The 24,044-nt window shown below is 65.8% G+C and carries 27 protein-coding genes; 7 read left to right on the top strand and 20 right to left on the bottom strand.

Annotation, left to right across the window (positions count from 1 at the left end):
- Positions 1–39 precede the first annotated feature (39 nt).
- The 11 genes from K3A84_RS10455 to ffh form a co-directional block, all read right to left on the bottom strand.
- On the bottom strand, positions 40–471 hold the full coding sequence (locus K3A84_RS10455; protein WP_225009283.1) for a YbjN domain-containing protein: 432 nt from the start codon (positions 469–471) through the stop codon (positions 40–42).
- A 221-nt stretch (positions 472–692) separates the two neighbouring features.
- Positions 693–2,504 carry a M2 family metallopeptidase gene (locus K3A84_RS10450; protein ID WP_225009282.1) on the bottom strand — a complete coding sequence of 604 codons (1,812 nt, stop codon included), beginning with the start codon at positions 2,502–2,504 and terminating at the stop codon, positions 693–695.
- Between the two features lie 84 nt (positions 2,505–2,588).
- Positions 2,589–3,347 carry an alpha/beta fold hydrolase gene (locus tag K3A84_RS10445; RefSeq protein ID WP_225009281.1) on the bottom strand — a complete coding sequence of 253 codons (759 nt, stop codon included), beginning with the start codon at positions 3,345–3,347 and terminating at the stop codon, positions 2,589–2,591.
- Positions 3,344–4,126 carry a sulfite exporter TauE/SafE family protein gene (locus K3A84_RS10440; RefSeq protein ID WP_225009280.1) on the bottom strand — a complete coding sequence of 261 codons (783 nt, stop codon included), beginning with the start codon at positions 4,124–4,126 and terminating at the stop codon, positions 3,344–3,346. The genes K3A84_RS10445 and K3A84_RS10440 overlap by 4 nt, the downstream gene beginning before the upstream one ends.
- Positions 4,127–4,319: 193 nt before the next feature.
- A complete protein-coding gene (locus K3A84_RS10435; RefSeq protein WP_225009279.1) occupies positions 4,320–5,345 on the bottom strand; it encodes an aspartate-semialdehyde dehydrogenase in 1,026 nt (341 codons plus the stop codon).
- Between the two features lie 230 nt (positions 5,346–5,575).
- On the bottom strand, positions 5,576–5,956 hold the full coding sequence (gene rplS, locus K3A84_RS10430) for a 50S ribosomal protein L19 (protein ID WP_225009278.1): 381 nt from the start codon (positions 5,954–5,956) through the stop codon (positions 5,576–5,578).
- Positions 5,957–5,959: 3 nt separating this feature from the next.
- Positions 5,960–6,700, bottom strand: a complete 741-nt coding sequence (trmD, locus tag K3A84_RS10425; protein WP_225009277.1) for a tRNA (guanosine(37)-N1)-methyltransferase TrmD — start codon at positions 6,698–6,700, stop codon at positions 5,960–5,962.
- Complete coding sequence (locus K3A84_RS10420) at positions 6,697–7,017, bottom strand: hypothetical protein (protein ID WP_225009276.1); 321 nt, start codon at positions 7,015–7,017, stop codon at positions 6,697–6,699. Before K3A84_RS10420 ends, trmD begins: the two co-directional genes overlap by 4 nt.
- 4 nt (positions 7,018–7,021) lie before the next feature.
- Positions 7,022–7,528: a ribosome maturation factor RimM gene (rimM, locus tag K3A84_RS10415; protein ID WP_225009275.1), complete on the bottom strand. Its 507-nt coding sequence runs from the start codon at positions 7,526–7,528 to the stop codon at positions 7,022–7,024.
- A 2-nt stretch (positions 7,529–7,530) separates the two neighbouring features.
- Positions 7,531–7,965 (bottom strand): 30S ribosomal protein S16, encoded by a 435-nt coding sequence (gene rpsP / locus K3A84_RS10410; RefSeq protein ID WP_225009274.1) that lies wholly within the window; start codon positions 7,963–7,965, stop codon positions 7,531–7,533.
- A 32-nt stretch (positions 7,966–7,997) separates the two neighbouring features.
- The gene (gene ffh / locus K3A84_RS10405; RefSeq protein ID WP_225009273.1) at positions 7,998–9,476 is read right to left on the bottom strand and encodes a signal recognition particle protein; all 1,479 of its coding nucleotides are present in this window, start codon (positions 9,474–9,476) and stop codon (positions 7,998–8,000) included.
- 262 nt (positions 9,477–9,738) lie between these two features.
- On the opposite strand from ffh, the gene K3A84_RS10400 reads away from it, so the two are divergent.
- The 7 genes from K3A84_RS10400 (at position 9,739) to K3A84_RS10370 (ending at position 16,298) form a co-directional block, all read left to right on the top strand.
- Positions 9,739–11,397 (top strand): putative bifunctional diguanylate cyclase/phosphodiesterase, encoded by a 1,659-nt coding sequence (locus K3A84_RS10400; RefSeq protein ID WP_225009272.1) that lies wholly within the window; start codon positions 9,739–9,741, stop codon positions 11,395–11,397.
- A 54-nt stretch (positions 11,398–11,451) separates the two neighbouring features.
- Positions 11,452–12,261, top strand: coding sequence for a diaminopimelate epimerase (dapF, locus tag K3A84_RS10395; protein WP_225009271.1), 810 nt, complete (start codon positions 11,452–11,454; stop codon positions 12,259–12,261).
- A 10-nt stretch (positions 12,262–12,271) separates the two neighbouring features.
- Positions 12,272–13,480 (top strand): MiaB/RimO family radical SAM methylthiotransferase, encoded by a 1,209-nt coding sequence (locus K3A84_RS10390; protein WP_225009270.1) that lies wholly within the window; start codon positions 12,272–12,274, stop codon positions 13,478–13,480.
- Positions 13,477–14,403, top strand: coding sequence for a signal recognition particle-docking protein FtsY (ftsY, locus tag K3A84_RS10385; protein ID WP_225009269.1), 927 nt, complete (start codon positions 13,477–13,479; stop codon positions 14,401–14,403). Before K3A84_RS10390 ends, ftsY begins: the two co-directional genes overlap by 4 nt.
- On the top strand, positions 14,400–15,059 hold the full coding sequence (locus tag K3A84_RS10380; RefSeq protein ID WP_225009268.1) for an inner membrane-spanning protein YciB: 660 nt from the start codon (positions 14,400–14,402) through the stop codon (positions 15,057–15,059). The genes ftsY and K3A84_RS10380 overlap by 4 nt, the downstream gene beginning before the upstream one ends.
- Before the next feature lie 122 nt (positions 15,060–15,181).
- Positions 15,182–15,754, top strand: a complete 573-nt coding sequence (locus K3A84_RS10375) for a urate hydroxylase PuuD (RefSeq protein WP_225009267.1) — start codon at positions 15,182–15,184, stop codon at positions 15,752–15,754.
- Between the two features lie 211 nt (positions 15,755–15,965).
- Positions 15,966–16,298, top strand: a complete 333-nt coding sequence (locus K3A84_RS10370; protein WP_225009266.1) for a hypothetical protein — start codon at positions 15,966–15,968, stop codon at positions 16,296–16,298.
- A 4-nt stretch (positions 16,299–16,302) separates the two neighbouring features.
- Here K3A84_RS10370 and K3A84_RS10365 read toward each other — a convergent pair whose 3' ends face one another.
- The 9 genes from K3A84_RS10365 to K3A84_RS10325 all read right to left on the bottom strand — a co-directional run bounded on the left by K3A84_RS10365 (position 16,303) and on the right by K3A84_RS10325 (position 24,038).
- Entirely contained in the window at positions 16,303–16,656 is a 354-nt protein-coding gene (locus K3A84_RS10365; RefSeq protein WP_225009265.1) for a response regulator, read from the bottom strand.
- On the bottom strand, positions 16,653–17,606 hold the full coding sequence (locus K3A84_RS10360) for a sensor histidine kinase (RefSeq protein WP_225009264.1): 954 nt from the start codon (positions 17,604–17,606) through the stop codon (positions 16,653–16,655). Before K3A84_RS10360 ends, K3A84_RS10365 begins: the two co-directional genes overlap by 4 nt.
- A gap of 106 nt (positions 17,607–17,712) precedes the next feature.
- A complete protein-coding gene (locus tag K3A84_RS10355) occupies positions 17,713–19,662 on the bottom strand; it encodes a potassium transporter Kup (protein ID WP_225009263.1) in 1,950 nt (649 codons plus the stop codon).
- Positions 19,663–19,834: 172 nt separating this feature from the next.
- Entirely contained in the window at positions 19,835–20,515 is a 681-nt protein-coding gene (locus K3A84_RS10350) for a tetratricopeptide repeat protein (RefSeq protein ID WP_225009262.1), read from the bottom strand.
- On the bottom strand, positions 20,512–20,934 hold the full coding sequence (locus K3A84_RS10345) for a cytochrome c-type biogenesis protein (RefSeq protein WP_225009436.1): 423 nt from the start codon (positions 20,932–20,934) through the stop codon (positions 20,512–20,514). The genes K3A84_RS10350 and K3A84_RS10345 overlap by 4 nt, the downstream gene beginning before the upstream one ends.
- Positions 20,935–20,939: 5 nt before the next feature.
- Positions 20,940–21,491: a DsbE family thiol:disulfide interchange protein gene (locus tag K3A84_RS10340; protein WP_225009261.1), complete on the bottom strand. Its 552-nt coding sequence runs from the start codon at positions 21,489–21,491 to the stop codon at positions 20,940–20,942.
- Positions 21,488–23,452 carry a heme lyase CcmF/NrfE family subunit gene (locus K3A84_RS10335; RefSeq protein ID WP_225009260.1) on the bottom strand — a complete coding sequence of 655 codons (1,965 nt, stop codon included), beginning with the start codon at positions 23,450–23,452 and terminating at the stop codon, positions 21,488–21,490. Before K3A84_RS10335 ends, K3A84_RS10340 begins: the two co-directional genes overlap by 4 nt.
- Positions 23,449–23,892, bottom strand: coding sequence for a cytochrome c maturation protein CcmE (gene ccmE / locus K3A84_RS10330; protein ID WP_225009435.1), 444 nt, complete (start codon positions 23,890–23,892; stop codon positions 23,449–23,451). Before ccmE ends, K3A84_RS10335 begins: the two co-directional genes overlap by 4 nt.
- Before the next feature lie 5 nt (positions 23,893–23,897).
- Positions 23,898–24,038 (bottom strand): hypothetical protein, encoded by a 141-nt coding sequence (locus K3A84_RS10325; RefSeq protein ID WP_225009259.1) that lies wholly within the window; start codon positions 24,036–24,038, stop codon positions 23,898–23,900.
- Positions 24,039–24,044: the final 6 nt, after the last annotated feature.

Below are 24,044 nucleotides of genomic sequence, written 5' to 3'. Positions count from 1 at the left end.
GCTGCGGCCGCTGGCAACGAACCGGCGTTCCGGTAAGCCCTACCGCGTCGCCGCACTCGCCAACTGGGGCGCGCGACCGGGCGTGAACGCCTCGCTGCCGATGGTGTCGAGCGCCATGCCGAAGCTCTTGACCACGAGCGCGAAGACGGACGGATTGATCCCCTCGCCCGTCACCACGTCCCACGTCATGTTGACCGACTTGTCCTCGCCCACCGACACCGCGCCGAAGCGGTTGTCGCGCACGAAGGCTGCGGCCTTCTGCGCGTCGAACGGGCGATCGGGCACGAAGCTGGCGTTGAATTGCAGCGACTGGCAGCCTTCGTGGGTGATCTCGTTACAGTCATAGAATACGACTTGCGTGCGCCAGCCGCCGATGTCCACCTGCACCAGCGGATCACCCGACGAATCCGCGACGAGCGCGGCGTCGTGGCCAAGGCTCTTGAGCGCGGCCACGACGCTCTGCGGCTGCATGGCCGTTACGGGGGCAGAAACAGGCTCAGCTGCCTGAGCGGCGAACGGCAGCAGAAGGGCGCCGGACGCAATAAGCCTGCAGAACGAGTCGATGTTCGACTTCATCAGGGCATCCTCGATTTTTCTTTTGTTGCCCCGAACGTCTCATAAAGAAAGGGGCGCGGCAAGCACCTTGATCGGCTTGCCGCGCCCCCTTCAAGCGCTTCAGAAATCAGGATTTCTTACCAGCCGCAATCCTTACCCTTGTTCTGGGCGGCCAGCCACTTCTGCAACGGGGCGAAGTAGCGAATCATCGCCTTGCCGCTCATCTCGCGGCTGCCGGTGAACACTTCGAGCGCATCGGGCCAGGGCTTGGACGCGCCCATCGCCAGCATCGCGTTCAGCTTCTCGCCCACCTGCTTGTTGCCATAGAAGCTGCAACGGTGGAGCGGCCCCTTCCAACCGGCCTGCTTGCACGCCGCTTCGAAGAACTGGAACTGGAGCACGCGCGCAAGGAAGTAGCGCGTGTAGGGCACGTTGCCGGGGATGTGGTACTTCGCGCCCGGATCGAAGGCATCGGCGGGCCGCGCGGCGGGCGGCACGATGCCCTGATACTTCAGGCGCATGTCGTTCCACGCAGCTTCATAGTTGTCGGGCTTGATCGAGCCATCCATCACGCCCCAGCGCCAGCGGTCGATCAGCAGGCCGAAGGGCAGGAACGCCACCTTGTCCATCGCCTGGCGCAGCAGCAGGCCGGTGTCCTTGGCCGCGGGCGGCACCTTGGCGCGATCGAGCAGGCCGATCTGGACGAGATATTCGGGCGTGATCGACAGCGCGATGAAATCGCCAATGGCTTCGTGGAAGCCGTCGTTGGCACCGTTCAGGTACAGCGTGTCCTGCTTGTTGTAGGCGCGCTGGTAATAGTTGTGTCCCAGTTCGTGGTGGATCGTGGTGAAGTCGTCGCCGTTCACCTTGATGCACATCTTGATGCGCAGGTCGTCCTTGTTGTCGAGATCCCAGGCAGAGGCGTGGCACACCACTTCGCGGTCCTGCGGCTTGGTGAACTGCGAACGCTGCCAGAACGAGGCAGGCAGAGGATCGAAGCCGAGCGAGGAATAGAAGCCCTCGCCCGCCTTCACCATCTTGATCGGGTCATAGCCCTTGGCCGTCAGCAACTCGCCCACGTCATAGCCGATGTCGCCCGCGCCCGCCGGGGCAACCACGTCATAGATGTTGCCCCATTCCTGGGCCCACATGTTGCCCAGCAGGTCCGCGCGGATCGGCCCGGTCTTCGCCTGCACCGCATCGCCGTACTTCTCGTTCAGCTTGGTGCGCGTGTAACAGTGCAACTGCTGGTAGAGCGGCTTGACCTCGTTCCAGATCTTCTCGGTCAGCGCGGCAAAGGCTTCGGGCGTCATGTCATAGTTCGACCGCCACAGCGCACCGGTATCGGCAAAGCCCAGCTCCTGCGCGCCCGCGTTGGAGATTTCCATCATCCGGGCGTAGTCGGCCTTCATCGGCTTGCCGACATTATCGTTCCAGCTGATCCACATCTCCTTCAACTCGTCGGGGTTGCGATTGGTGCCCATCGCCGCCTCTATGTCGCTGCCGTTGATCGGCTGCCCCTTCAGCGTGCCCTTGCCCTTGCCGTACATCCCCTGGATGCGCGCCTGCAACGTGGCGAACTCCTCGGCCGCGCCCGGCGTGGTCGGCGCGGGGCTGGTGATCGAGGTGCGCAGCATGACCAGCTTGCGCGCCAGTTCGGGCGAAAGGTTGCCCGCCTTGGCATAGTCCGCCGCCTGCTTGGCCTGGAGCACCTGCAACGCATTGAAAGATGCGTTCGATTCAGCCGCCAGCGATTCCGTATCGTCGGTGATGTAGGTCTCGTAGATCCACTCGTTGCGGCCCGACTTCAGCGTGGCGTCGTAGAGATCCTTTTCGGCAGACTTCATCCAGTCGGCAGCGGAAGGGGCGGGAGCAGGCGCGGTCTGCCCGACAGCGGGAACCGCAAGCGTTGCCGCGGCAAGCGCGAGTACGGAAACGAGGGACTTCATCGAGGGGCACTCCCTAAGAGCTTGTCATCACGTCGCATCTGTCGCGGCGCTGCTGCCCCTTGGTTAGCCCGTGGTCGTTTCAGGTCAAGCCGAAGTGGTCAGGAATGTAACCATCTCCTGCCCCAGTTCAGGCATGGTGACGCTGCTCATGTGCGTACCGGGAATCGTGGCTCGACGGGCGTTCGGCAGCGATTCGGCCAGCCGGTCGGCGGAGCCGTTATCGTTGTCCTTGTCTCCGCAGAGTACAAGCGTGGACATCGAGATGGCCGACAGCTGTTCCGGCGCAGTATCGGCCATGGTCTGCAACAGCAGCCGTGCGGCCACGCGATCGACGTCCATGGTCTTGAGGAACTGCTGCGAGACATAGGCCGGATCACCGGGGCGGATCGTGCCAAAGCGATCGATTACGTCGATGAAGAAATCCTGCCGCTTGGCCCATCCGGCAAGGCCTTCAAGCCCCATGCCCGCCAGGATCAGCTTGCGCGGCCGCAGGCCACCGATCACTGCCCGAGCAGACGTGCGCGAGCCGAGCGAGAATCCGCCCAGATCGAAATCGTCCAGCCCCAGATGCCCCACAAGCGCCTCCAGATCGCGCGCCAGCACATCTGAGGGATAGTCCGCCGGATCGTGCGACGCGGCGCTTTCCCCATGCACGCGCAGGTCCGGCATCAGGCATTCGAACCCTGCGGCCGCCAGCTTCGCCGCCGTGCCGAACTTCACCCAGTTCACGTGCGCGGAGGAAAACAGCCCGTGCAGCAGCACCAGCGGTCGCCCCTCGCCCATGCGATGCAACGCGAGCCGGGTCTGGCCATAGCCTTCGAAATATTCGGTGGTAACGGTCATGAAGTGAGCAGCTTGAACCCCGATGCCAGCAGGACAGCCGCCAGCGCGGGCCGCAGGATATGATCGGGCGAGCGCGTGGACAACAGACTTCCCACGGCCACCCCCGGAATCGAGCCCATCAGCAGGTTGAGCAGCAGCGTCGAGTCCACCCCGCCAATCATCCAGTGGCCGAAGCCCGCCACCAGCGTCAGCGGCACGGCGTGGGCGATGTCGGTGCCGACAATGCGCGACACGCGTAGCGCCGGGTAGAGCATCAGCAGCGCAGTCACGCCGATCGCGCCCGCGCCCACTGACGAGATGGAAACGGCGACGCCCAGCACCATGCCTAGCGCGATGGTGGGCATGATCGCGCTCGTATCGTCCAGCCGCTCGTGGCTTTTGGCAAACACGGCGAGCTTCTTCTGAAACAATGTGGCCACCGCCGTCAGCACCAGCATCGCGCCCAGCACGGTCAGGATCACGTGGCTGGTGTCCTTGCCCAGCTTGCCGAAGGTGGAAATCGCGATCAGCGTCACGATCGCTGCGGGCACGCTGCCGAAGGCCAGTCGGCGCATGATCTTCCAGTCGACGCTTTCGTGCCGGTTATGGACGAAGCCACCCGCGATCTTGGTCACCGAGGCGAACAGCAGGTCCGTGCCGACCGCCGTTGCCGGGTTCACGCCGAACAGCAGCACCAGGATCGGCGTCATCAGCGATCCGCCGCCGACGCCGGTCAATCCGACCAGTACGCCGACCAGCAGCCCCGCGACTCCGTGCAAAACGTCGAAGTGCTCCAGCATTCATCCCCCTTCGGTCCCGTGGTCGGGTCCCTCAGCCGGTCGACGCCATACCGGGTCCGACCCAATGGCGGCAATGGGGGTGGGCAACAATCTCTAGTTTATGAGTTGGGAAAGCAGCTTTAGCCAGATACGCGAAGGCCCCGCCCGCATATCTGTGCGGACGGGGCCTCGAAACGCCTGAGGAAGAGGGAAATCAGCCCTTCTTGAGGTGACGGCGGCCCAGCAACTCGGCGATCTGCACCGCGTTCAGCGCCGCACCCTTGCGCAGGTTGTCGGAAACGCACCAGATGTTCAGGCCGTTGTCGATCGTGCTGTCCTCGCGGACGCGCGAAATGAACGTGGCGAAATCGCCAACGCATTCGATCGGGGTCACGTATCCGCCGTTCTCGCGCTTGTCGACGAGCATCACGCCCGGTGCTTCGCGCAGGATGTTCTGCGCTTCCTCGGCCGAGATCTCGTTCTCGAACTCGATGTTCAGTGCCTCGGAGTGACCCACGAACACCGGCACGCGCACGCAGGTCGCCGTCACCTTGACCTTGGGATCGAGGATCTTCTTGGTCTCTGCGACCATCTTCCATTCTTCCTTGGTCGAACCATCATCCAGGAAGACGTCGATGTGGGGGATCACGTTGAAGGCAATCTGCTTGGTGAACTTCTTCGGTTCGACCGGATCGCCGACGAAGATCGCGCGGCTCTGCTCGAACAGTTCGTCCATGCCTTCCTTGCCCGCGCCCGACACCGACTGGTAGGTCGATACGACGACGCGCTTGATCGTTGCGGCATCGTGCAGGGGCTTCAATGCCACGACCATCTGCGCGGTCGAGCAGTTGGGGTTGGCGATGATGTTCTTGGCCTTGTAGCCGTCGATGGCGTCGGGGTTCACCTCGGGCACGATCAGCGGCACGTCCGGGTCCATGCGATAGAGCGACGAGTTGTCGATCACCACGCAGCCCTGCGAGGCTGCCTTGGGCGCATAGATCTTGGTGGGTTCAGAACCTGCAGCGAACAGCGCGATGTCCCAGCCGGTGAAGTCGAAGTGTTCGACGTTCTGGACCTTCAGCATCCGACCGGTGTCGCCATACTCGATCTCGATGCCCTGCGAACGGGGCGAGGCGACAGCGGCGATCTCGTCGCAGGGGAACTCGCGCTCGGCGAGGATGTTCAGCATTTCGCGGCCCACGTTGCCCGTGGCGCCGACGACGACTACCCGATAACCCATTTCAAGCACTCCTTGGGCGACGGCCCCGCCCGCCTTGCGGGCACCTCGCGACCGTTCCTTAGCGGCTGGTTGCCCCCAGCCAAGCCAATTGGCCTTTCGGCCTTCCAATGTCCCGTTTGCCGACGGTCTGGCGCGGTCCCCCGGATGCGAAAAAGGCGCCCCGGCGGTTGAGCCAGGACGCCTTTTCTACGGGGTTCGATCCGTTAGGCGTGGGCCTAGGCCCCTCCTGGTCAAGCCTTCGCGTCGGTCTTGGTGACCTTGCGCTCGGCAATACGCGCCGATTTGCCGGTCCGACCACGCAGGTAGTAAAGCTTCGCACGGCGCACGACGCCCCGGCGAACGACGGTAATCGAATCGATGTTGGGCGAGTAGAGCGGGAACACGCGCTCCACACCTTCGCCAAACGATATCTTGCGAACAGTGAAGTTCGAGCCGAGGCCACGGTTCGAACGCGCGATGCACACGCCTTCGTAGGCCTGAACGCGGGTGCGCTCGCCTTCGACAACGCGCACGCCGATGCGCACGGTGTCGCCCGCGCGGAATTCGGGAATGCTCTTCTTCGCCTTGAATTCGGCGATGGCTTCAGCTTCAAGCTGCTGAATCAGGTTCATTTTTCAATCGTCCTGCACTTCGTGCCGCGCACCAGAGGCAGGCTGGACCCGAACGCCGGTGTGGCGCTCCCAAAGGTCTGGCCTGCGTAGCCGTGTATCGTCTTCCGAACGACGTTTCCGCCATCCTGCGATTTTCGCATGATCCCCCGATCGCAGCACTTCAGGGATCGTGCGCCCTTCCCACTCAGCGGGTCGGGTATAGTGCGGGTATTCCAGGAGACCGTTCTCGAACGACTCCTCATGCCCGCTTGAAGCCGCGCCCATTACGCCGGGAAGCAGCCGAATGCAAGCATCGAGCAGCATCAGCGCGGCGCATTCCCCGCCCGACAGCACGATGTCGCCAACGGACACTTCCTCGACGTTCCGGCCTTCGAAGATCCGCTCGTCAAATCCCTCGAACCGTCCGCACAGAACGATCACGCCCGGCCCCTCGGCAAGCTCGCGCACGCGCTCCTGCGTCAGCGGTTTCCCGCGCGGCGTCATCGCGATCACCGGGCAACCGGGATGGGCCTCGCGCGCAGAATCGATGGCCTTGGCCAGCACGTCCACGCGCAACACCATCCCCGCCCCGCCGCCTGCGGGCGTGTCGTCGACGGTCTTGTGCTTGTCGATGGCGAAGTCGCGGATCTGCACCGCGTCCATCGCCCACGTCCCCTCGCGCAGCGCCCGTCCGGCAAGGCTGACGCCCAGGGGGCCGGGAAACATCTCGGGATAGAGCGTGAGAACGGTGGCGGCGAAGGTCATTCGAAAGTCACCTTGTCCGCCGTTCCCTGCACGCGCCCCCGCGTCGCCCACCAGGCCGCAGGCACGCCCACGACCAAGGCCACGATCAGGCCGAGCGTGAACACCGCGCCCAGCGGCACGAGTGTGGTCAGGCGATAAGCGCGCCACACGGCGATCAGTCCCGGCGTCACCGGGGCAAGCCCTGCCGGCAGCGCCGCCAGCGCCACGCGCTGCCAGCGTGGCGTGACGGGGAATTTCGCGGCGATCCCCCACGAAAAGATCGTCGCCAGCACAGCCGGCAGCACGATCAGCACCAGCACGATCAGGACCAGAGACACGCGCTCAATCTTCGGCGAAGGCGGCTTCGATCAGCAGCCGTTCGTGGTTCCAGTCGGGCACAGCCTCTGGCCGCATCGGCACCATGAAGCGCTTGCCGGGCTTGCCGTCTTCCGTCGCGGGGCGGCGGATTTCGAGCACGTCGCCCGCGCCGTAGTTGTCGACCGCGATGCACTCGCCCAGCGGATCGCCCGTGGTCGAAACGGCGGGCAGGCCGATCAGGTCGGCATGATAGTATTCGCCCTCTGCCAGCGCGGGCAGCGACGAACGGGGCACGGTCAGCGCCGTGCCCCGCAGCTTTTCCGCCGCGGTGCGGTCCGCCACTTCGACGAAGCGGGCGATCGCGCCGCCCTTGCCGTCATCGCGCAGCTTGGCAACCGTCAACGTGGAAGCGTTGAAGGCACGGTAGCGCTTGAGCGCCTCCACGCCTTCCCCGAACAGCTTCAGGCGGACGTCCCCCGTCACTCCGTGCGCGCCGGTGATGGCGGCCAGCGTGACGGGACGGTCGCGCAAGCTCAGGCTTCCGTCGCTTCGTCAGCGGCGGCTTCTTCAGCCGGCGCTTCAGCCGGAGCAGCAGCTTCGGCGGCAGCGGCAGCAGCGGCCTCTTCGGCCTCACGCAGCTTCTCGGCCTTTTCCTCGGCGCGGTCCTTGGCCTTCTTGCCCGGCTCGGCCTTCTGCGGGTTGTTGGTCGGGGTGCGTTCCTTCAGCCCGGCCTTGTCGAGCATACGGGCGACGCGGTCGGTCGGCTGAGCGCCAACGCCGATCCAGTAACGCACGCGGTCTTCGACCAGACGCACGCGGTTGGCGTCGTCCTTGGCGAGGAGCGGGTTGTAGGTGCCGACCTGCTCGAGATACTTGCCGTCACGCGGGGCGCGGCTGTTCGAAACGACGATCTTGTAGTACGGACGCTTCTTGGAACCGCCGCGCGAAAGACGCATGGAAACAGACATTTACTTCACCTTTCGAATAAACTGGATAAAACTTATTTCTTCTTGAGCAGGTCACCCAGATTGCCCGGCATCCCGCCGCCCAATCCCGGAAGACCGCCAATTCCGCCGCCCAGACCGCCGAGGCCACCCGGCCCCATCTGCTGGTCGAGACCCGGCATGGCCGCACCAAGGCCGCCCTTGCCGAAGAGGGCGCCAAGGCCCTTCAATCCGCCCATCTTCCTGATCTGCTTCATGGCCTTGGCCATTTCCTGGTGCATCTTGATCAGCTTGTTGATGTCCTGCACCTGCGTACCCGAACCCTTGGCCACGCGGATCTTGCGCTTGGCATTGAGCAGTTCGGGGCGCTCGCGCTCCTTGGGCGTCATCGAACCGATGATCGCATCCATGTGGAGCAGGACCTTGTCGTCCATGCCCGACTGCGCCATCGCTGCCTTGGCCTTCTTCATGCCCGGCATCATGCCCGCCAGCACGCCGAGGCCGCCCATGTTCTGCATCTGGCGCAGCTGGGTGCGCAGGTCGTTCATGTCGAACTGACCCTTGGCCATCCGCGCCGCGAGCTTTTCGGCGTCTTCCTGCTGGATCGTCGCCGCCGCCTTTTCGACGATGGAGACGATGTCGCCCATGCCGAGGATGCGACCGGCCACGCGCTCGGGATGGAAGGCCTCAATCGCGTCGAGCTTTTCGCCCGTCGCGGCAAACTTGATCGGCTTGCCGGTAACGGCCCGCATCGACAGCGCCGCACCGCCGCGCGCATCGCCGTCCATGCGGGTCAGCACCACGCCGGTCAGGTCGACTTCGCCCGCGAACGACTGCGCCACGTTGACCGCGTCCTGGCCGGTCAGCGAATCGACCACCAGCAGCGTTTCGCGCGGGGACGAGACGGCGGCGACCGCCTTCATCTCGTCCATCAGTGCCTGATCGACGTGGAGACGGCCCGCCGTATCGAGCAGCAGCACGTCCACCGCCTGCAGCTTGGCGGCATTCAGCGCGCGCGTGGCGATCTCGACCGGCAGCTGACCCGCCACGATCGGCAGTGTGCCCACGCCCGCCTGCTCGCCCAGCACCTTGAGCTGCTCCTGTGCCGCCGGGCGGTTGACGTCGAGCGACGCCATCAGGACCTTCTTGCCCTGCTTTTCCTTGAGCAGCTTGCCGATCTTGGCGGTGCTGGTGGTCTTGCCCGAGCCTTGCAGGCCGACCATCATGATCACCACCGGCGGCGCGGCGTTCAGGTCCAGCTCGGCAGCGCCGCCGCCCAGCATCTCGACCAGCGCGTCGTTGACGATCTTGACGACCTGCTGTCCCGGCGTGACCGAGCGCAGCACGTGCTGGCCGATCGCCTGTTCGGTCACCTGGTCGACGAAGCGGCGGACCACCGGCAGCGCGACGTCGGCTTCGAGCAGCGCGATGCGCACTTCGCGCATGGCCGCGCGAACGTCTTCTTCCTGAAGCGCGCCACGACCGCGCAGGCGATCGAAGACGCCGCCAAGCCGGTCTGACAGACTATCGAACACGCGCCACACTCCTTACAGCCGCAAAACGCCAAAAACGCCGGTGTGCGAAACCTCGCAGACCAGCGTGTGGCATCATCGGCCATCGTCGAATCGGTCGCGGGCCATCCGTGGATGGTCGCGATTGCGGCTGCGCTTACGCCCGATCGCCCCCCAGCGCAAGTGTCGCGCCCCAACCCACCTCCGGTTCCCTGCGCTTAACCAAATATTGAGGACGACTTCGTAGGATTGCGCAGGCTTTTCGAAAGGCACGGGGCAGTACGTGATGAACGGCAACGAAACGACCGGCATGGGCGGCGGACCCGAGTCCGCCCCGCTCGATCGCGCCGAACGCGATGTCGTGGCGCTGGGCATCCTGGTCGCCGCGATCCTGCTGTTCGTCGGCACCGGCTCGACCGTGCTGGGCAGCATCGCGCGCAGCTACCTCTACGGCGAGGGCCACGCAGACGCCATGCTCGGCAACGCGCTGATCCTCAACATCGCGCTGATCATCTTCGGCTGGCGCCGCTATGCCGAACTGACCGGCGAAGTGCGCGAACGCCGCAAGGCCGAGGAACACGCTCGCCTGCTCGCAGAAACCGACCCGCTGACCGGCTGCCTCAATCGGCGCAGCCTCGACTGCGCGGTGGAGGACCTGATCGCCGAGGCCGCGCAGAGGGGGGAGGACGTGGTCCTCGCCATGATCGACCTTGACCGCTTCAAGCGCTCGAACGACCTTCACGGCCATCAGGCCGGCGATGCCGTCCTGGTCGAGACCGCACGCCGCATCCGCGCGCTGCTGCCCGAACGTTCGGTGCTGGCGCGCCTTGGTGGCGACGAGTTCACCTGCGCCGCCGCCTTCGCGCCGGGCCACGTCGCCGCGATCGAGAACCTCGCCGCCCGCCTCAACGAGGCGATCGCGTTGCCGATCTGCTGGAACGACACCAAGATCGAGATCACCGGCTCGATCGGCCTTGCCCGCAGCGAGATCGTGCCCGACACGTCCGCGCGTGCGCTGTCGCACCGGCTGCAGCACCGCGCCGATCTCGCGATGTATCAGGCCAAGAAGGGCGGCCGTCACCGCTACTGCTGGTTCGATCCGTCGATGGAGCGCGAACTGCAATTCCGCGCCGAGCTGGAACGCGGCATCCGCGAAGGCATCGAGCGCGGCGAATTCGTGCCCTACTACGAAAAGCAGATCGACCTTGCCACCGGGGAGCTGACCGGCTTCGAGATGCTGGCCCGCTGGCGATCCCCGCGCTTCGGCCTCGTCAGCCCCGAAGTGTTCATCCCCGTCGCCGAGGAAATGGGCGTGATCGCGCCTATGTCCGAAGGCCTGATCCGCCAGGCGCTGCTCGATGCGCGCGAATGGGACGCGAAGCTGTCGCTCTCGGTCAACATCTCGCCGATCCAGTTGCGCGATCCGTGGTTCGCGCAGAAGATCCTGAAGCTGCTGGTCGAAGCCAATTTCCCGCCCAGCCGCCTCGACATCGAGATTACCGAGACCTGCCTGCACGAAAACATCGGCGTGGTGCGCTCGCTGATCACCAGCTTGCGCAACCAGGGCATCACCATCAGCCTCGACGATTTCGGCACAGGCTATTCCAGCCTCGCGCAGTTGCGCACGCTTCCTTTCGACCGGATCAAGATCGACCGCAGCTTCGTCTCCACGCTGGGCCGCAACAAGGACAGCTCGACCATCGTCGAGGCGATCTCCTCGCTCGGGCGCGGCATGGACCTGCCGATCACCGCCGAGGGCATCGAAAGCGACGTGATCCTCGCCGAACTTCAGAAGTACGGCAACTTCAAGGGCCAGGGCTATCTCTACGGGGAGCCGGAAAGCGCCGAGGACGTGCGCCGCGCGCTCGCCGACAGCCACATGCTCGCCGCCGCTGCGACGGCCCCCGCGGCACAATCCGAGCCCCCGCGCGCCGCGCACGGCTGATGGCACGCGCCAAGCGCATTGCACCGAAGCCCGCGCGGGCCTAGATCGCGCGCCATGCGCATACCCTTCCGCAAGATGCATGGCCTCGGCAACGATTTCATCGTGATCGACGCGCGCGCGCAAGCCGTGCCCATGAGCGCCCGCCGCGCCGCCGCGTTGGGCGACCGCCGCACCGGCATCGGCTGCGACCAGCTGATCGTGCTAGAACCTTCGACGCAGGCCGACGTGAAGATGCGCATTTTCAACCAGGACGGCAGCGAAGTCGAAGCCTGCGGCAACGCCAGCCGCGCGGTCGGCCTGCTGCTGGGCGGCACGCAGACGATCGAGACGCTGGGCGGACTGATCCGCTCCGAGGCAGGGCCCGCCGGCGTCACCGTCGACATGGGTACGCCCCGCTTCGACTGGAACGCGATCCCGCTGGCCTATGCGATGGACACGCTGACCATGCCCGTCGGCTGGGAAGACCTGACCGCGCCAACCGCCGTCAACGTCGGCAATCCGCACGTGATCTTCTTCGTGCCCGATGCCGATGCGGTCGATCTCGCGCGGCTTGGCCCGCAGATCGAAACCGACCCGCTGTTCCCGGCCCGCATCAACGTCAACGTCGCCAGTCTCGTCGCGCCCGACCATCTCAGGCTCCACGTCTGGGAGCGCGGCGTCGGCCTGACCCGTGCCTGCGGCACCGGCGCCTGCGCCACCGCGATCGGCGCGATGCGGCGCAAGCTGACGGGTCGCAGGGTCCGGGTCGACCTGCCCGGCGGCCCCCTCGTCATCGAATGGACCGCCGACGATGCGATCCTGATGACCGGCCCTGCCGCCACGAGCTTCGAAGGCACGTTCGAGGACACGGACTATCCGGCATGAAGGGGCCGGCGTGACCGTTGAAGTCGTCACCCTCGGCTGTCGGCTGAACCTTGCCGAAAGCGAGGCGATCCGCGCAGCGCTGGCAGGTGCGCCGCCGACGGTGGTGGTCAATTCCTGCGCCGTCACCGCCGAAGCCGTACGCCAGTCGCGCCGCGCGGTGCGTCGCCTGCGCCGAGATCACCCGCAGGCGCGCCTGCTCGTCACCGGCTGCGCCGCCACCATCGAACCCGCCGCCTTCGCCGCAATGGCCGAAGTCGACGGCGTTGTGCCAAATTACGCCAAGGCAGAAGCTTCGTCATGGCGGCCACCCCGTCATCCAAGCGAAGACTGGGACCGTTCTCAACACGCGACCACACCCCGCCCCAGCGCCCACCACACCCGCGCCTTCGTCCCCGTCCAGACCGGCTGCGACCATGCCTGCACCTTCTGCATCATTCCCCAAGGCCGGGGCGCAAGCCGCTCGCTGCCCATCGCGCAGGTGCTGCACGTGGTTGAAGGCCACCTCGCGCTGGGCGTCAACGAAGTGGTCCTGACCGGCGTCGACGTGACCAGTTGGGGTGCGGACCTGGCCGATGGCCCCCGCCTCGGAGATCTCGTCGCCGCGATCCTGGCCGCCTTCCCCACGCTTCCCCGTCTGCGCCTGTCCTCGCTCGACGGGATCGAAATCGACGGGCTGCTGTTTGATTGCATCACCGGCGAGCCACGCGTGATGCCGCACATCCACCTTTCGCTCCAGTCGGGCAGCGACATGATCCTCAAGCGCATGAAGCGCCGCCACAGTCGCGCACAAGCCATCGCGCTGGCCGAACGGCTCCACGCCGCCCGCCCCGACATCGCGCTCGGCGCGGACCTGATCGCGGGCTTTCCGACCGAGGACGAAGCCATGCACGCCGACAACGTCTCGATCGTCGAAGCCTGCCGCATCGTCCACGGCCACGTCTTTCCCTATTCGCCACGCCCCGGCACGCCTGCCGCGCGGATGCCGCAGGTTCCGCCGCCGCTGGTCCGCCAAAGGGCCGCCGAAGTGCGTGCCGCCGTCGCCGTCATGCGGGAACGCTGGCTCGCCTCGCGCGTCGGAAAACCGGCGCTGGTGCTTGCCGAACGCGACGGCACCGGCCATGCCCCGGACTTCGCCCCCTACCTGCTGCCGGAAGGCACCGCGCCCGGCAGCCTCGTCACACTCAGCCCTACAAGGATCGTCGAAGGAATGCTGGCATGAGTAGCGAAAGCTGGTCGGATCGTCTGCTCGGCGGCTTCCGCAAGACCTCGGAACGCCTCGTCGGCAACCTCGCCGGGTTTTCCGGCAGCACCCGCCTGACCGACGAACAGTTGGACGATATCGAGGACGCGCTGATCCTCTCCGACCTCGGTCCGCGCGCTGCGGCCCGTATCCGCGCCAGGCTCGCCGCCGCGCGTTTCGACGCCGGCATCGACGATCGCGCAATCCGCGAAGCCGTGGCCGAGGAAATCGCCGCGATCCTGCGCCCCGTGGCAAAGCCGCTCGATATCGTGGCTTTCCCCCGCCCGCAGGTGATCCTCGTGATCGGCGTCAACGGTTCGGGCAAGACCACCACTATCGCTAAGCTGGCGCACCTGTTCCAGGAACAGGACTATGGCGTGATGCTCGCGGCGGGCGACACCTTCCGCGCTGCCGCGATCGGCCAGCTGAAGGTCTGGGCCGACCGTCTGGGCGTTCCCATCACCACCGGCCCCGAAGGCGGCGATCCCGCCTCGATCGTGTTCGATGCGGTCAGGTCCGCGACCGAAACCGGCATCGACGCGCTGATCGTCGACACTGCCGGGCGCCTGCACAACAAGCGCGAGCTGATGGACGAACTCGCCAAGATCCGTCGCGTGCTGGGCCGCCTCAACCCCGAAGCCCCGCACGACGTAGTGCTGGTGCTCGATGCCACCAACGGCCAGAATGCCTTGCAACAGATCGAGATCTTCAAGGAAGTCGCGGGCGTCACCGGCCTGATCATGACCAAGCTGGACGGCACCGCGCGTGGCGGCGTCCTCGTTGCAGCGGCAGAACAGTACGGCCTGCCGATCCATGCCATCGGCGTCGGCGAAAAGATCGACGACCTGCGCCCGTTCGATCCCGATCTCCTCGCCAAGGTCATCGCAGGGGTGTTCCAGTGAGCGTCGAGAAGCCCAGATCCGACAAGCCCAAATCCTCGTGGATCAACCTCGCGGTCGATTACGGCCCGCTGCTGGTGTTCTTCCTCGCCTACCGGATGTTCAGCCCCAAGGGCGGCGGCAGCGGAATGGACCTTGGCGCGGCGGTGGCCGTCACCAAGTCGACGCTGGCCTTCATGGGCGCGACGGTGGTTGCGCTGGTCGTGTCGAAGTGGCGGCTGGGCAAGATCTCGCCGATGCTTTGGCTCTCGACTGCGCTGATCATGGGCTTCGGCACGCTGACGGTGCTGCTGGGTGATCCATTCTGGATCCAGGTCAAGCCGACCGCGATCTACCTGCTGTTTGCCGCCGTGCTGTTCGGTGGGCTCTGGCGCGGCAAGGCGGTGCTGCGCACGCTGCTGCAAAGCGCGTTCGATGGCCTGTCCCACGAAGGCTGGATGAAGCTGTCGCGCAACTGGGCCTTCTTCTTCCTGTTCCTCGCGGGGCTCAACGAAGTGCTGCGCCATACCCTCAGCTTCGACGGCTGGCTGCAGGCCAAGCTGTGGGGCGTGACCGCCCTCTCCTTCCTGTTCACCTTCGCGCAGATCCCCATGCTGATGCGTCACGGGCTGGGCGAAGAAGGCCCGGTCGAGGTTGAGCAGAACCCGCCGCACGACTGAAACGGCTTGTCGCAACCCTAAAATAGTGTGACATTTTCCCCACGGCGGCTAGGCTCCGCCGCGAATGGCTCGCCGTGTGCTGCGGGGCCGTTTCAAGATATTGATAATTGGGGGAAAAAAGAATGGCCAAGCTCTTCGGCAATCTCAACCTCGTGTTCGGCATCGGCCTTGTCGCCGCCATTGCCGTCATGCTCGGCTTCGCGGACAGCGCGCCGGTCGATCCCAACTCGATCCTGCGCTGGATGCACGTGTTCTTCGGCATCCTGTGGATCGGCCTGCTCTACTACCTGAACTTCGTGCAGGTGCCGACGATGCCGTCGATCCCTGCCGAACAGAAGGGTGCAATCACCGGACACATCGCGCCCAAGGTGTTCTTCTTCTTCCGCTATGCCGCGCTGTTCACGCTGCTGACCGGCCTCGGCATCTCGATCGTCGATGGCTATGGCCATGCCGCGCTGACCCTGACCGGCGAAGGCAACGTCAAGCTGATCGGCGTTGGAATGTGGCTCGCCATCGTGATGGCCTTCAACGTGTGGTTCATCATCTGGCCCGCCCAGAAGAAGATCCTCGGCATCGTTGACGCCACCGCGGAAGAAAAGGCTGCTGCCGCCCCGCGCGCGCTGATCGCCAGCCGCACCAACCTGCTGCTGTCGCTGCCGATGCTCTACTGCATGGCAAGCGCCAACCTCGGCTGATTTCGGCCTGGGCTGATTTAGATGCGTCGATTGAACGACACCTAAACCACCCAGAGCGACACCTAAGGCACTCTGAACGGCGCGTCGTCCCCCCGGACGGCGCGCCGAACACGTTGTTGGGGAACGCTTCTGCAGGCTCTGCGTTGGCGGGCCATGTCGGCGCTTGCGAAGCGCGTGGCATGACCTTTCAGGGATTGGAGCAAGACCCTCTATGCGCAAGTTTTCCATCGCCACGATGACCGTCGCCGCCGCCGGCGCCCTGTCGCTCGCCGCCTGCTCCGAAAAGACCCAGGACAACGCCGCCGAAACCGCCTCGTCGGCTGCCGAGGACGTCTCGGTCGCCGCGACCGATGCCGCGGCTGCCGCCAGCACCAGCGCTGACGCCGTTGGCAATGCCGCCAGTGACGCCGTCGACAAGGCGGGCGCTGCTGCCGACAAGGCCGCCGCTGCCGCCGACAAGATGGGGGCGCATGTGAAGCAGGGCGCGGCGGAAGCCGAATCCACCTTGCAGAACGAGCCAGTTTCGAAGTCGAAGGCCGACTAAGCGGTCACAGGTCGATCAGCCGGGCCAGCTCCTGGATGAGCTTGCCCGGCTGGTACGGCTTGGAAAGCACTGTCACGTCTGAAAATTCTTCCTGCACAGTGCCATAGCCGGTGGCGATGACGAAAGGCACGCCGCGTTCACGCAGGGCGCGGGCAATAGGGGCGCCGGGTTCGCCCCCCAGGTTCCAGTCGAGTACGGCGGCATCGAGCGCTTCGTCCCGCGCCAGATCGAGCCCTTCGGCAAGCGTTCCTGCCGGACCGACCACCACCGCACCTTCATCTTCGAGAAAATCGCCGATCATCGCAGCGACGATGAATTCGTCCTCGACCACGAGAATGCGCCTTGCTGCCAGCGTCATGCGTGCTGACCCAGCGGAAAAGCGAACCGGCATACGAGCCCGTCGGGTGCGTAGTCGACCTCCGCCTCGCCACTGAGCTGGCGGGCGACCGCACCTTCGATCATGCGGGAACCGAACCCCTTGCGCGTAGGCGCGACCACGGCGGGCCCGCCCAGTTCGCGCCAGACCAGCCCGACCCGTTCGCCGCCGCAATCGCAGGTCCAGTCGATCTCGACCCAGCCATGTTCGTTCGAGAGCGCGCCGTACTTCATCGCGTTGGTCGACAGTTCGTGCAGCACCATGATCAGCGGCACGGTGGGCCCAGCGGGAATCAGGATCTCGGGCCCCTGCGCGACGACGCTGCCACGTCGGCAGATCGCGGTGCCCTGCCGCACGATCTCGTCAAGCGTGTTGCCACCCCAGTTGGCGCGGCTGAGCATGGTATGGGCCCCGGCCAGCGCGGACAGGCGCTCGTTGAACTTGGCCACGGGCTGCGCGGGCAGATGGACATCGCGGAAGGTCTGCTGGGCCATGGCCTGCACCACCATCAGCGTGTTCTTCACACGGTGGTTCAGCTCGTCGATCAGCAGAGCGGTCCGCTCCTCGAGCAGGCGCCGCTCGGTGATGTCGATCCCGGTCGACTGCGCGATCAGCAACTGCCCCTGCGCATCGAAGGCGAGCGCGTGGTTGCGCCACAAGGTCCACCGCGGCCCATCGCTGGTCTCGAAATGGTTCTCGATGGTGACTTCGACATTGTCGGGCGTGAGCCGATCGAGCTGCGCCTGAACCGACGCGCGATCCTCGCCCCTCACGAAATCCCACAGGCTGCGCCCGGCAAGCGCCTCCGGCTGCTCGCCGATGCTGGCGGCATAGGCCCGGTTGACGAAAAGGATCGTCCCATCGGCGCGGAAACGGCACACCATCTCCAGCTGCGCGTCGAGGATTTCCAGCAGCATTGCGGAATCCGGCATGATGTCGTCGGCAAAGTCCCTGTTCAGGGGCTGAATCTATCACCCTGCCCCGCAATGCCAATGGCCCGCGCAAGAAATATCCCGACCGAGCGATGGCGTCATGAGTTCAAATCTTCAACTGGCTGCCCAGTTCCACCACGCGGTTGGTCGGCAGGCGGAAGAACTCCATTGCACTGGCGGCGTTGCGCAACATCCACGCGAACAGCTTTTCACGCCAGATGGCCATGCCCGGCTTGTCCGAGGGGATCAGCGTCTGGCGCGACAGGAAGAAGCTGGTTTTCATCATGTCGAACGGTTCGCCGCACATCGTCACGCCTTTGAGCGCAGCAGGCACGTCAGTTTCCTCAAGGAAGCCGAAGCGCAAGGCCAGGCGGTAGAAACCGTTGCCGAAGTCCTTGACCGCCGAACGCTGGCCGGGATCGACATAAGGCACGTCGTCGATCTTGACCGTCAGGATGACGATCCGTTCGTGCAGCACCTTGTTGTGCTTGATGTTGTGGAGCAGCGCCGAGGGCACCCCTGCCGCGGTCGAGGCCATGAACACGGCCGTGCCTGGTACGCGGGTGGCGCTGGAGTGCGCCGACTTGGTGAAGACCTCCAGCGGGATCGTGCCTTCGGCCATACCCTGCCGCATCAGCGCACGCCCGCGCGACCAGGTGGTCAGCAGCGTGAAGATCGCCACGCCCATCAGCAGCGGCACCCATCCGCCATCGGGAATCTTGGTGAGGTTGGCGCCGAGATAGCCCGCATCGATGGTGAAGAACACCAGCAGCAGGCCGATCGCCAGCGGCTTCTTCCAGTGCCACAGCTTGAACAGCACGACCGCCAGGAGGAAGTTGTCGATCAGCATCGCCCCGGTCACCGCGATGCCATAGGCCGCCGTGAGATTGGACGAGCGCTGGAACACCAGCACCAGCAGGATCACCGCGATCATCAGCGCGAAGTTGATCACCGGAATGTAGATCTGGCCCGCCGCGGTGGACGTGTGCTTGATCGTCATGCGCGGGATGAAGCCGAGCTGGATCGCCTGCTGCGTCACCGAAAACGCGCCCGAGATCACCGCCTGCGAGGCGATGACGGCGGCAAGGCTGGCGAGGATCAGCAACGGCCACTGGAACCATTCGGGCGCCAGGAAGTAGAACGGGCTTTCCAGTGCAGCCGGGTTGCGCATCAGCAGCGAGGCCTGGCCCAGATAGTTGAGCACCAGCGCGGGCAGCACGAAAGTAAGCCACGACATGCGGATCGGGTTGCGCCCGAAGTGCCCCATGTCGGCGTAGAGCGCCTCGGCCCCGGTCACGGCCAGCACTGCCGCGCCCATGGCGAGAAAGCCCCGAAACGGATCGGCGATGAACATGGCGACGGCATGGTGCGGCGAAAGCGCGGTCACAACTTGCGGCATCTGCATGATGCTGGCGACGCCCAGCACCGAGATCACCCCGAAGTACAGCAGCATGATAGGGCCGAAGAAGGTCGCCACCTTTTCCGTACCCCGGCTCTGGATCAGGAACAGCCCGACCAGGATCACCACCACCATCGGCACGATCAGCGGGTGCATTTCCGGCCGGTAGACGGCGACGCCTTCGATCGCGCCCATCACCGACACCGCAGGCGTGATCATCGAATCGCCATAGAACAGCGCGGTCGCGAACACGCCGAGCAGGATGATGCCCTTGCCCCAGCGGTTGCCCGAGGTGTGCTGATTGATCAGCGCCAGCAGCGCGAGGCTGCCGCCTTCGCCCTTGTTGTCGGCGCGCATGATCACCGAGACGTATTTCAGCGTCACGATGATCATCATCGACCAGAACATCAGGCTGATGATGCCGTAGACGTGCAGTTCATCGAGCGGCAGCTTGTGATGCCCGGCAAAGGTATCGCGCAGCGCATAGAGCGGGCTGGTGCCGATATCGCCGAAGACGACGCCGATCGCGCCCACCGCCATCTTGAGCAGGCCGCCATGGCCATGGCCGCCGTGACCGTGCCCGGCATGGTGCCCGCCATCCTGATCGCCCGAATAATCGGCGCTTGCGCTTCCAGACTCAACAACGGCGTCGTTCATGCCAAGCGATCCCCCGCCATTGCCCAGTCCATTCCGGCGCATGGCGTCCCCACCGACCTCTGGCGGGGACCGGGGCGGCGCTTAGCACTGCCCCAATGCCCCCGCAATGGGACTAAAAGCTCGACGGCGCCTGCCTGCAACGCCCTTGATGAAGCGCGGTTCCCTGGGCGCTTCAGGGGGCCGGTGCGGGTACGGGCCCGGCGGCGGGGCCGGATGGCGGCGCGGTCTGCCTGCTGACCGCCAGCATCGCATCGAGTCGCGCCAACCGATCCTGCAGATCGCCGCGATAGGGCGCGTCGGCGGGCGAGCGGCGCAGCAGCTCGGCCCAGATCGCGCGCGCATCGGCCAGCTTGCCCGACTGGGCGAGCGCGAGGCCCATGAAGAACGGCGGGCCAGGATGATCGGGCGCGATCTTCGCCGCCTTCTGGAAGGCGAATTGCGCGGCGGGCGTGATCAGCCCGTCGCTGTGGCCGACCAGCGCATTGCCATAGGCGACCCACAAGTCGGCATCATCGGGGTTCTTGTCGAGCGCGGCCTTGAGCACGTCAGCGGCAGCGCGGAACTGGCCCTGCCGCGACAGCGCATCGGCCAGCGTCAGCCAGGACGCGCCCTTGCCAAAGGCATCGCCCATTTCCTGTCGCTGCTTGAGCAGCGCGGCGTCGGCGCTCTTTTCGGTCTCCACCGCCTGCTTGGGCGCACCGGCGTAGCCGGGGTGGCCCTGCAGCGCATAGCCAGCGACGCCGAACAGCAGCGCCGCGCCGGCGATTTCCCACCCGGCGCGCGGGATCTTGAAGACGAAGGCCATGATGCCGAACACGGCAGCGGCGATCAGCAGGATGAGCGCCCAGGTCACGATTGGTCCTTCTTGCGGAAGCGTCCGCGCAACAGCAGCGCGGCAAGCGCGAGAAACGCGAACGGCGCAGCGAAAAGCGGCCAGGTGATCGGCTTCACCTGCGGGGTATAGCTGACGTAATCGCCATAGCGTTCGATCAGCCACTGACGGATCGATTCGGGATCTTCGCCTGCGGCGATGCGGGTGCGCACCTGGTGGCGCATGTCGCCCGCCATGGGGGCGTCGCTATCGGCAATCGACTGGCTCTGGCACTTGAGGCAGCGCAGCGTTTCCATCAGCGCCTGTGCTTTGGCCTCCTGCTCCGGGTTGTCGAGCTGGCGGTAGGCGTAGGGCGCGGGTGGCATCGAATCCTGCGCGGCCAGCGCGGGCGAGAGGAGCAGCGCGCAGAACGCGATCAGCAGGCGCTTCATCGGCAGCATCCGCGTCATTGGGCCGCCTCCTCGAGCTTGGAGAGGATCAGCGGCACGTCCTCGGGGCGGATCTCGCCGATGTGCTGGTAGCGGATGACGCCCTTGCCATCGACGACAAAGGTTTCGGGCACGCCCGACGATCCGATGGCGAGCTGGACCTGCGAAAGATCGTCCTTGCCGATGCGCGCGAAGGGATTGCCGTTCTGCGCCAGGAAACGCGCGACATCGGGCTTGCGGTCGCGGATGGCAACGCCGTCGATCTCGACACCCTGCCCGGCGAGCTGCGCCAGTTGCGGCGATTCAACCGCACAGGGCACGCACCAGCTGGCAAAGACGTTGAGCAGGCGCGGCTTGCCGGCCTTGAAGGTCGCTGTGGCAAGGCCCGGGCGTTCGTCGGTCGCAGGCGGCAGATTGAACTCGGGCAGCGGCTTGTCGATGAAGGCGCTGGCAACCTCGCGGTCAGCCGGACGGACAAGGCCCCAGATCACCAGCGCGAAGAATCCCGCGAACAGGATCAGCGGCAGCCAGACCGCAAGTCTCGGCTTCGTCTTAGGACCGTTGCTCATCGGCCCTGCCTTTCGCGGCGATAGGCGATCTTGCCGGTGGCGACGAGGCGACGAACGTCCGCCGCGACGCGGCCGAGGAGCGCGAGCAGGCCGCCCAGCGCGATCAGCGCGCCGCCATACCAGATCATCGGCACGAAGGGCTTCCACCAGAAGCGCATCTGCCAGCGGCCATCATCACCCTCTTCGCCCAGCACGGCGTAGAGCTGGCCGTTCCAGCGCGTCTTGAGCGCGCTCTCGGTCCGGTTGCCCGGCGGGTTCGAGAACGTGCGCGCCTGCGGGCGCAGGATCGACGGAGCAGCGCCTGCATAGCTGGCCGAAACGGTGCCTTCCAGCGCGGTCCAGTTGGGACCGGCGACAGGGCCGATGCCTTCGAGCTTCACGGCGTACGGCCCCACCTGCTGCACATCGCCGGGGCGCATCGCGGCGAGGCGCTCGGTCGAGAACGCGCTCTCGCTCGCCATGCCAAACAGTGCGACCGCGATGCCGAAGTGGCCAAACACCATGCCCCAGGTCGCCAGCGGCGTGCGGCGCAGGTTGCGCCCCCGCAAGGGAAGGAAGCTGGCCGGGGCGAGGCCCGCAGCAATGGCCAGGCCCAGCGCAGGCAGCAGCTTGATCTGCGGGGCAAGCAGTTCGACGCCCAGCAGCACGGCGGCCGACAGCAGCGCGCAGACGCCCACGGGCAGCGTGATGCGGCCTGCGCCCTTGCCTTCGAAGCTGTCCTGCCGCCAGCGCAGCAGCGGGCCGACACCCATGACCAGCATCATCGGGATTGCGAAGACGGCGGAGACCGGGTTGAAATAGGGCGGGCCGACCGAGACCTTGACCCCCATCGCCTCGGTCAGCAGCGGGTAGAGCGTGCCGACCAGCACGATGCCGAGAATGCCGCAGAGCATCACGTTGTTGAACACGAGCGCGGCTTCGCGGGACACGAAGCTGAAGCGCGCGCCTTCGGTCACGGTCGAGGCCCGCAGGGCGAACAGCGTCAGCGCGCCGCCGATGTAGATCGCCAGCAGCGCGAGGATGAACGAGCCGCGCTCCGGGTCCACCGCGAAGGCGTGGACCGAGGTGAGGATGCCCGAGCGCACGAGGAAGGTGCCGACCATCGACATCGAGAACGCGATGACGCCGAGCATCACCGTCCACGCCTTCAGCGCGTTGCGGCTGGCGAGGACCGAGCAGGAATGGAGCAACGCCGTCGCGGCGAGCCAGGGCATCAGCGAGGCGTTCTCGACCGGGTCCCAGAACCACCAGCCACCCCAGCCGAGCGTGTAGTAGGCCCAGTACGACCCCGCCGTGATGCCGAGCGTCAGGAAGATCCACGCGCCCAGCACCCACGGCCGCATCGCACGGGCAAAGGCCGGGCCGACATCGCGCGTCACCAGCGCGCCGACCGCGAAGCTGAAAGCGATCGAGAGGCCGACATAGCCGACGTAGAGCGTGGGCGGATGGAAGGCGAGGCCGATGTCCTGCAGCAGCGGGTTGAGCCCGGCGCCTTCGGGCGCGGGTTCGGGCAGGCGCTGGAACGGGTTCGAGGCGAGCAGCAGGAACGCGTAGAAGCCGAGGCTGACGAAGGCCTGTCCGGCCAGCGTCGCGATCAGGGTGTTTTCGGGCAGGCGCTTTTCGACCAGCGCGACGAAGCCGCCCGCGACGGCCATGATCGCCACCCACAACAGCATCGAACCTTCGTGGTTGCCCCAGGTGCCCGCCAGCTTGAAGATGAACGGCTTCATCGAATGGCTGTTTTCGGCCACCAGCTTGACCGACAGGTCGGTGGTCAGGAACAGCGTGATCAGCGCAACCAGCGCGCCCGCCACCAGCACGCCCTGCATGACAGCGACAGGGCGCACGAGACCTGCCACCTGCCGCCCTTCGGGGCGCAGCGCGAGAATGCCGGCGACGAGTTGCAGCACGGCAAGGGCTGCGGCCATCCACAGGACGGCAAGACCCAGTTCAGCGATCATTTGGTCTCTGCCACCACTTGCTTGGCCTGTCCGGCGGTCATGTCCTTCATCTCGCGCGGCACGTACTTTTCATCGTGCTTGGCAAGCAGGTTGTCGGCGACGAAGGTCTGCCCTTCCATGCGCCCTTCGGCAACCACGCCCGAGCCTTCAACGAAAAGGTCGGGGGTGATGCCGGTAAAGCGGACCGGCACACGCGCCTTGCCATCACCGACGATGAAGTTGACGGTCACGCCATCGGCGGCCTTGTGGATCGAGCCACGCTCGACCATGCCGCCAAGGCGCACCGCGCGGCCCTGTTCGGGCGGATTGGCGGCAAGGTCGCTTGGCACGTAGAAATAGGCGGCCTGGTTCTTGAGCGCCCAGGCGGCGAGCAGCCCTGCCCCCACCAGCGCCACCAGCGCGATGACGAGCAGCACCAGCCGTTGATGCTTGGCCTTGATCGCGCTCACTTGCCCTTCACCTTATCTCTGCGTCGTTCGGCGCGCACCATCGCGGCAAGGCTCCAGCCCACCAGCAACAGGGTGCCGACAACACCGATCGCCAGAGCGGCGACCACGTAATCCCACTGATTCAAGCCTTCGTGCATCGTCTT

Source organism: Novosphingobium percolationis, assembly GCF_020179425.1.
GTDB classification, from domain to species: Bacteria; Pseudomonadota; Alphaproteobacteria; order Sphingomonadales; family Sphingomonadaceae; genus Novosphingobium; species Novosphingobium percolationis.
The sequence above is the reverse complement of the archived record's forward strand: the minus strand, read 5'-3'. Positions and strand labels throughout refer to the sequence as shown.

Bases quoted from the DNA above. Each gene is read 5' to 3' on its own strand.
- dapF (WP_225009271.1), top strand. From the start codon at position 11,452: ATGCGCATACCCTTCCGCAAGATGCATGGCCTCGGCAACGATTTCATC.
- K3A84_RS10360 (WP_225009264.1), bottom strand. From the start codon at position 17,606: ATGCCGGATTCCGCAATGCTGCTGGAAATCCTCGACGCGCAGCTGGAG.
- rpsP (WP_225009274.1), bottom strand. From the start codon at position 7,965: ATGTCTGTTTCCATGCGTCTTTCGCGCGGCGGTTCCAAGAAGCGTCCG.
- K3A84_RS10340 (WP_225009261.1), bottom strand. From the start codon at position 21,491: ATGAGCAACGGTCCTAAGACGAAGCCGAGACTTGCGGTCTGGCTGCCG.
- rplS (WP_225009278.1), bottom strand. From the start codon at position 5,956: ATGAACCTGATTCAGCAGCTTGAAGCTGAAGCCATCGCCGAATTCAAG.
- K3A84_RS10365 (WP_225009265.1), bottom strand. From the start codon at position 16,656: ATGACGCTGGCAGCAAGGCGCATTCTCGTGGTCGAGGACGAATTCATC.
- K3A84_RS10375 (WP_225009267.1), top strand. From the start codon at position 15,182: ATGGCCAAGCTCTTCGGCAATCTCAACCTCGTGTTCGGCATCGGCCTT.
- K3A84_RS10355 (WP_225009263.1), bottom strand. From the start codon at position 19,662: ATGAACGACGCCGTTGTTGAGTCTGGAAGCGCAAGCGCCGATTATTCG.
- K3A84_RS10335 (WP_225009260.1), bottom strand. From the start codon at position 23,452: ATGATCGCTGAACTGGGTCTTGCCGTCCTGTGGATGGCCGCAGCCCTT.
- K3A84_RS10400 (WP_225009272.1), top strand. From the start codon at position 9,739: ATGAACGGCAACGAAACGACCGGCATGGGCGGCGGACCCGAGTCCGCC.
- K3A84_RS10445 (WP_225009281.1), bottom strand. From the start codon at position 3,347: ATGACCGTTACCACCGAATATTTCGAAGGCTATGGCCAGACCCGGCTC.
- K3A84_RS10440 (WP_225009280.1), bottom strand. From the start codon at position 4,126: ATGCTGGAGCACTTCGACGTTTTGCACGGAGTCGCGGGGCTGCTGGTC.
- trmD (WP_225009277.1), bottom strand. From the start codon at position 6,700: ATGACCTTCGCCGCCACCGTTCTCACGCTCTATCCCGAGATGTTTCCC.
- K3A84_RS10370 (WP_225009266.1), top strand. From the start codon at position 15,966: ATGCGCAAGTTTTCCATCGCCACGATGACCGTCGCCGCCGCCGGCGCC.
- K3A84_RS10325 (WP_225009259.1), bottom strand. From the start codon at position 24,038: ATGCACGAAGGCTTGAATCAGTGGGATTACGTGGTCGCCGCTCTGGCG.
- K3A84_RS10435 (WP_225009279.1), bottom strand. From the start codon at position 5,345: ATGGGTTATCGGGTAGTCGTCGTCGGCGCCACGGGCAACGTGGGCCGC.
- K3A84_RS10455 (WP_225009283.1), bottom strand. From the start codon at position 471: ATGCAGCCGCAGAGCGTCGTGGCCGCGCTCAAGAGCCTTGGCCACGAC.
- ftsY (WP_225009269.1), top strand. From the start codon at position 13,477: ATGAGTAGCGAAAGCTGGTCGGATCGTCTGCTCGGCGGCTTCCGCAAG.
- K3A84_RS10450 (WP_225009282.1), bottom strand. From the start codon at position 2,504: ATGAAGTCCCTCGTTTCCGTACTCGCGCTTGCCGCGGCAACGCTTGCG.
- K3A84_RS10345 (WP_225009436.1), bottom strand. From the start codon at position 20,934: ATGCTGCCGATGAAGCGCCTGCTGATCGCGTTCTGCGCGCTGCTCCTC.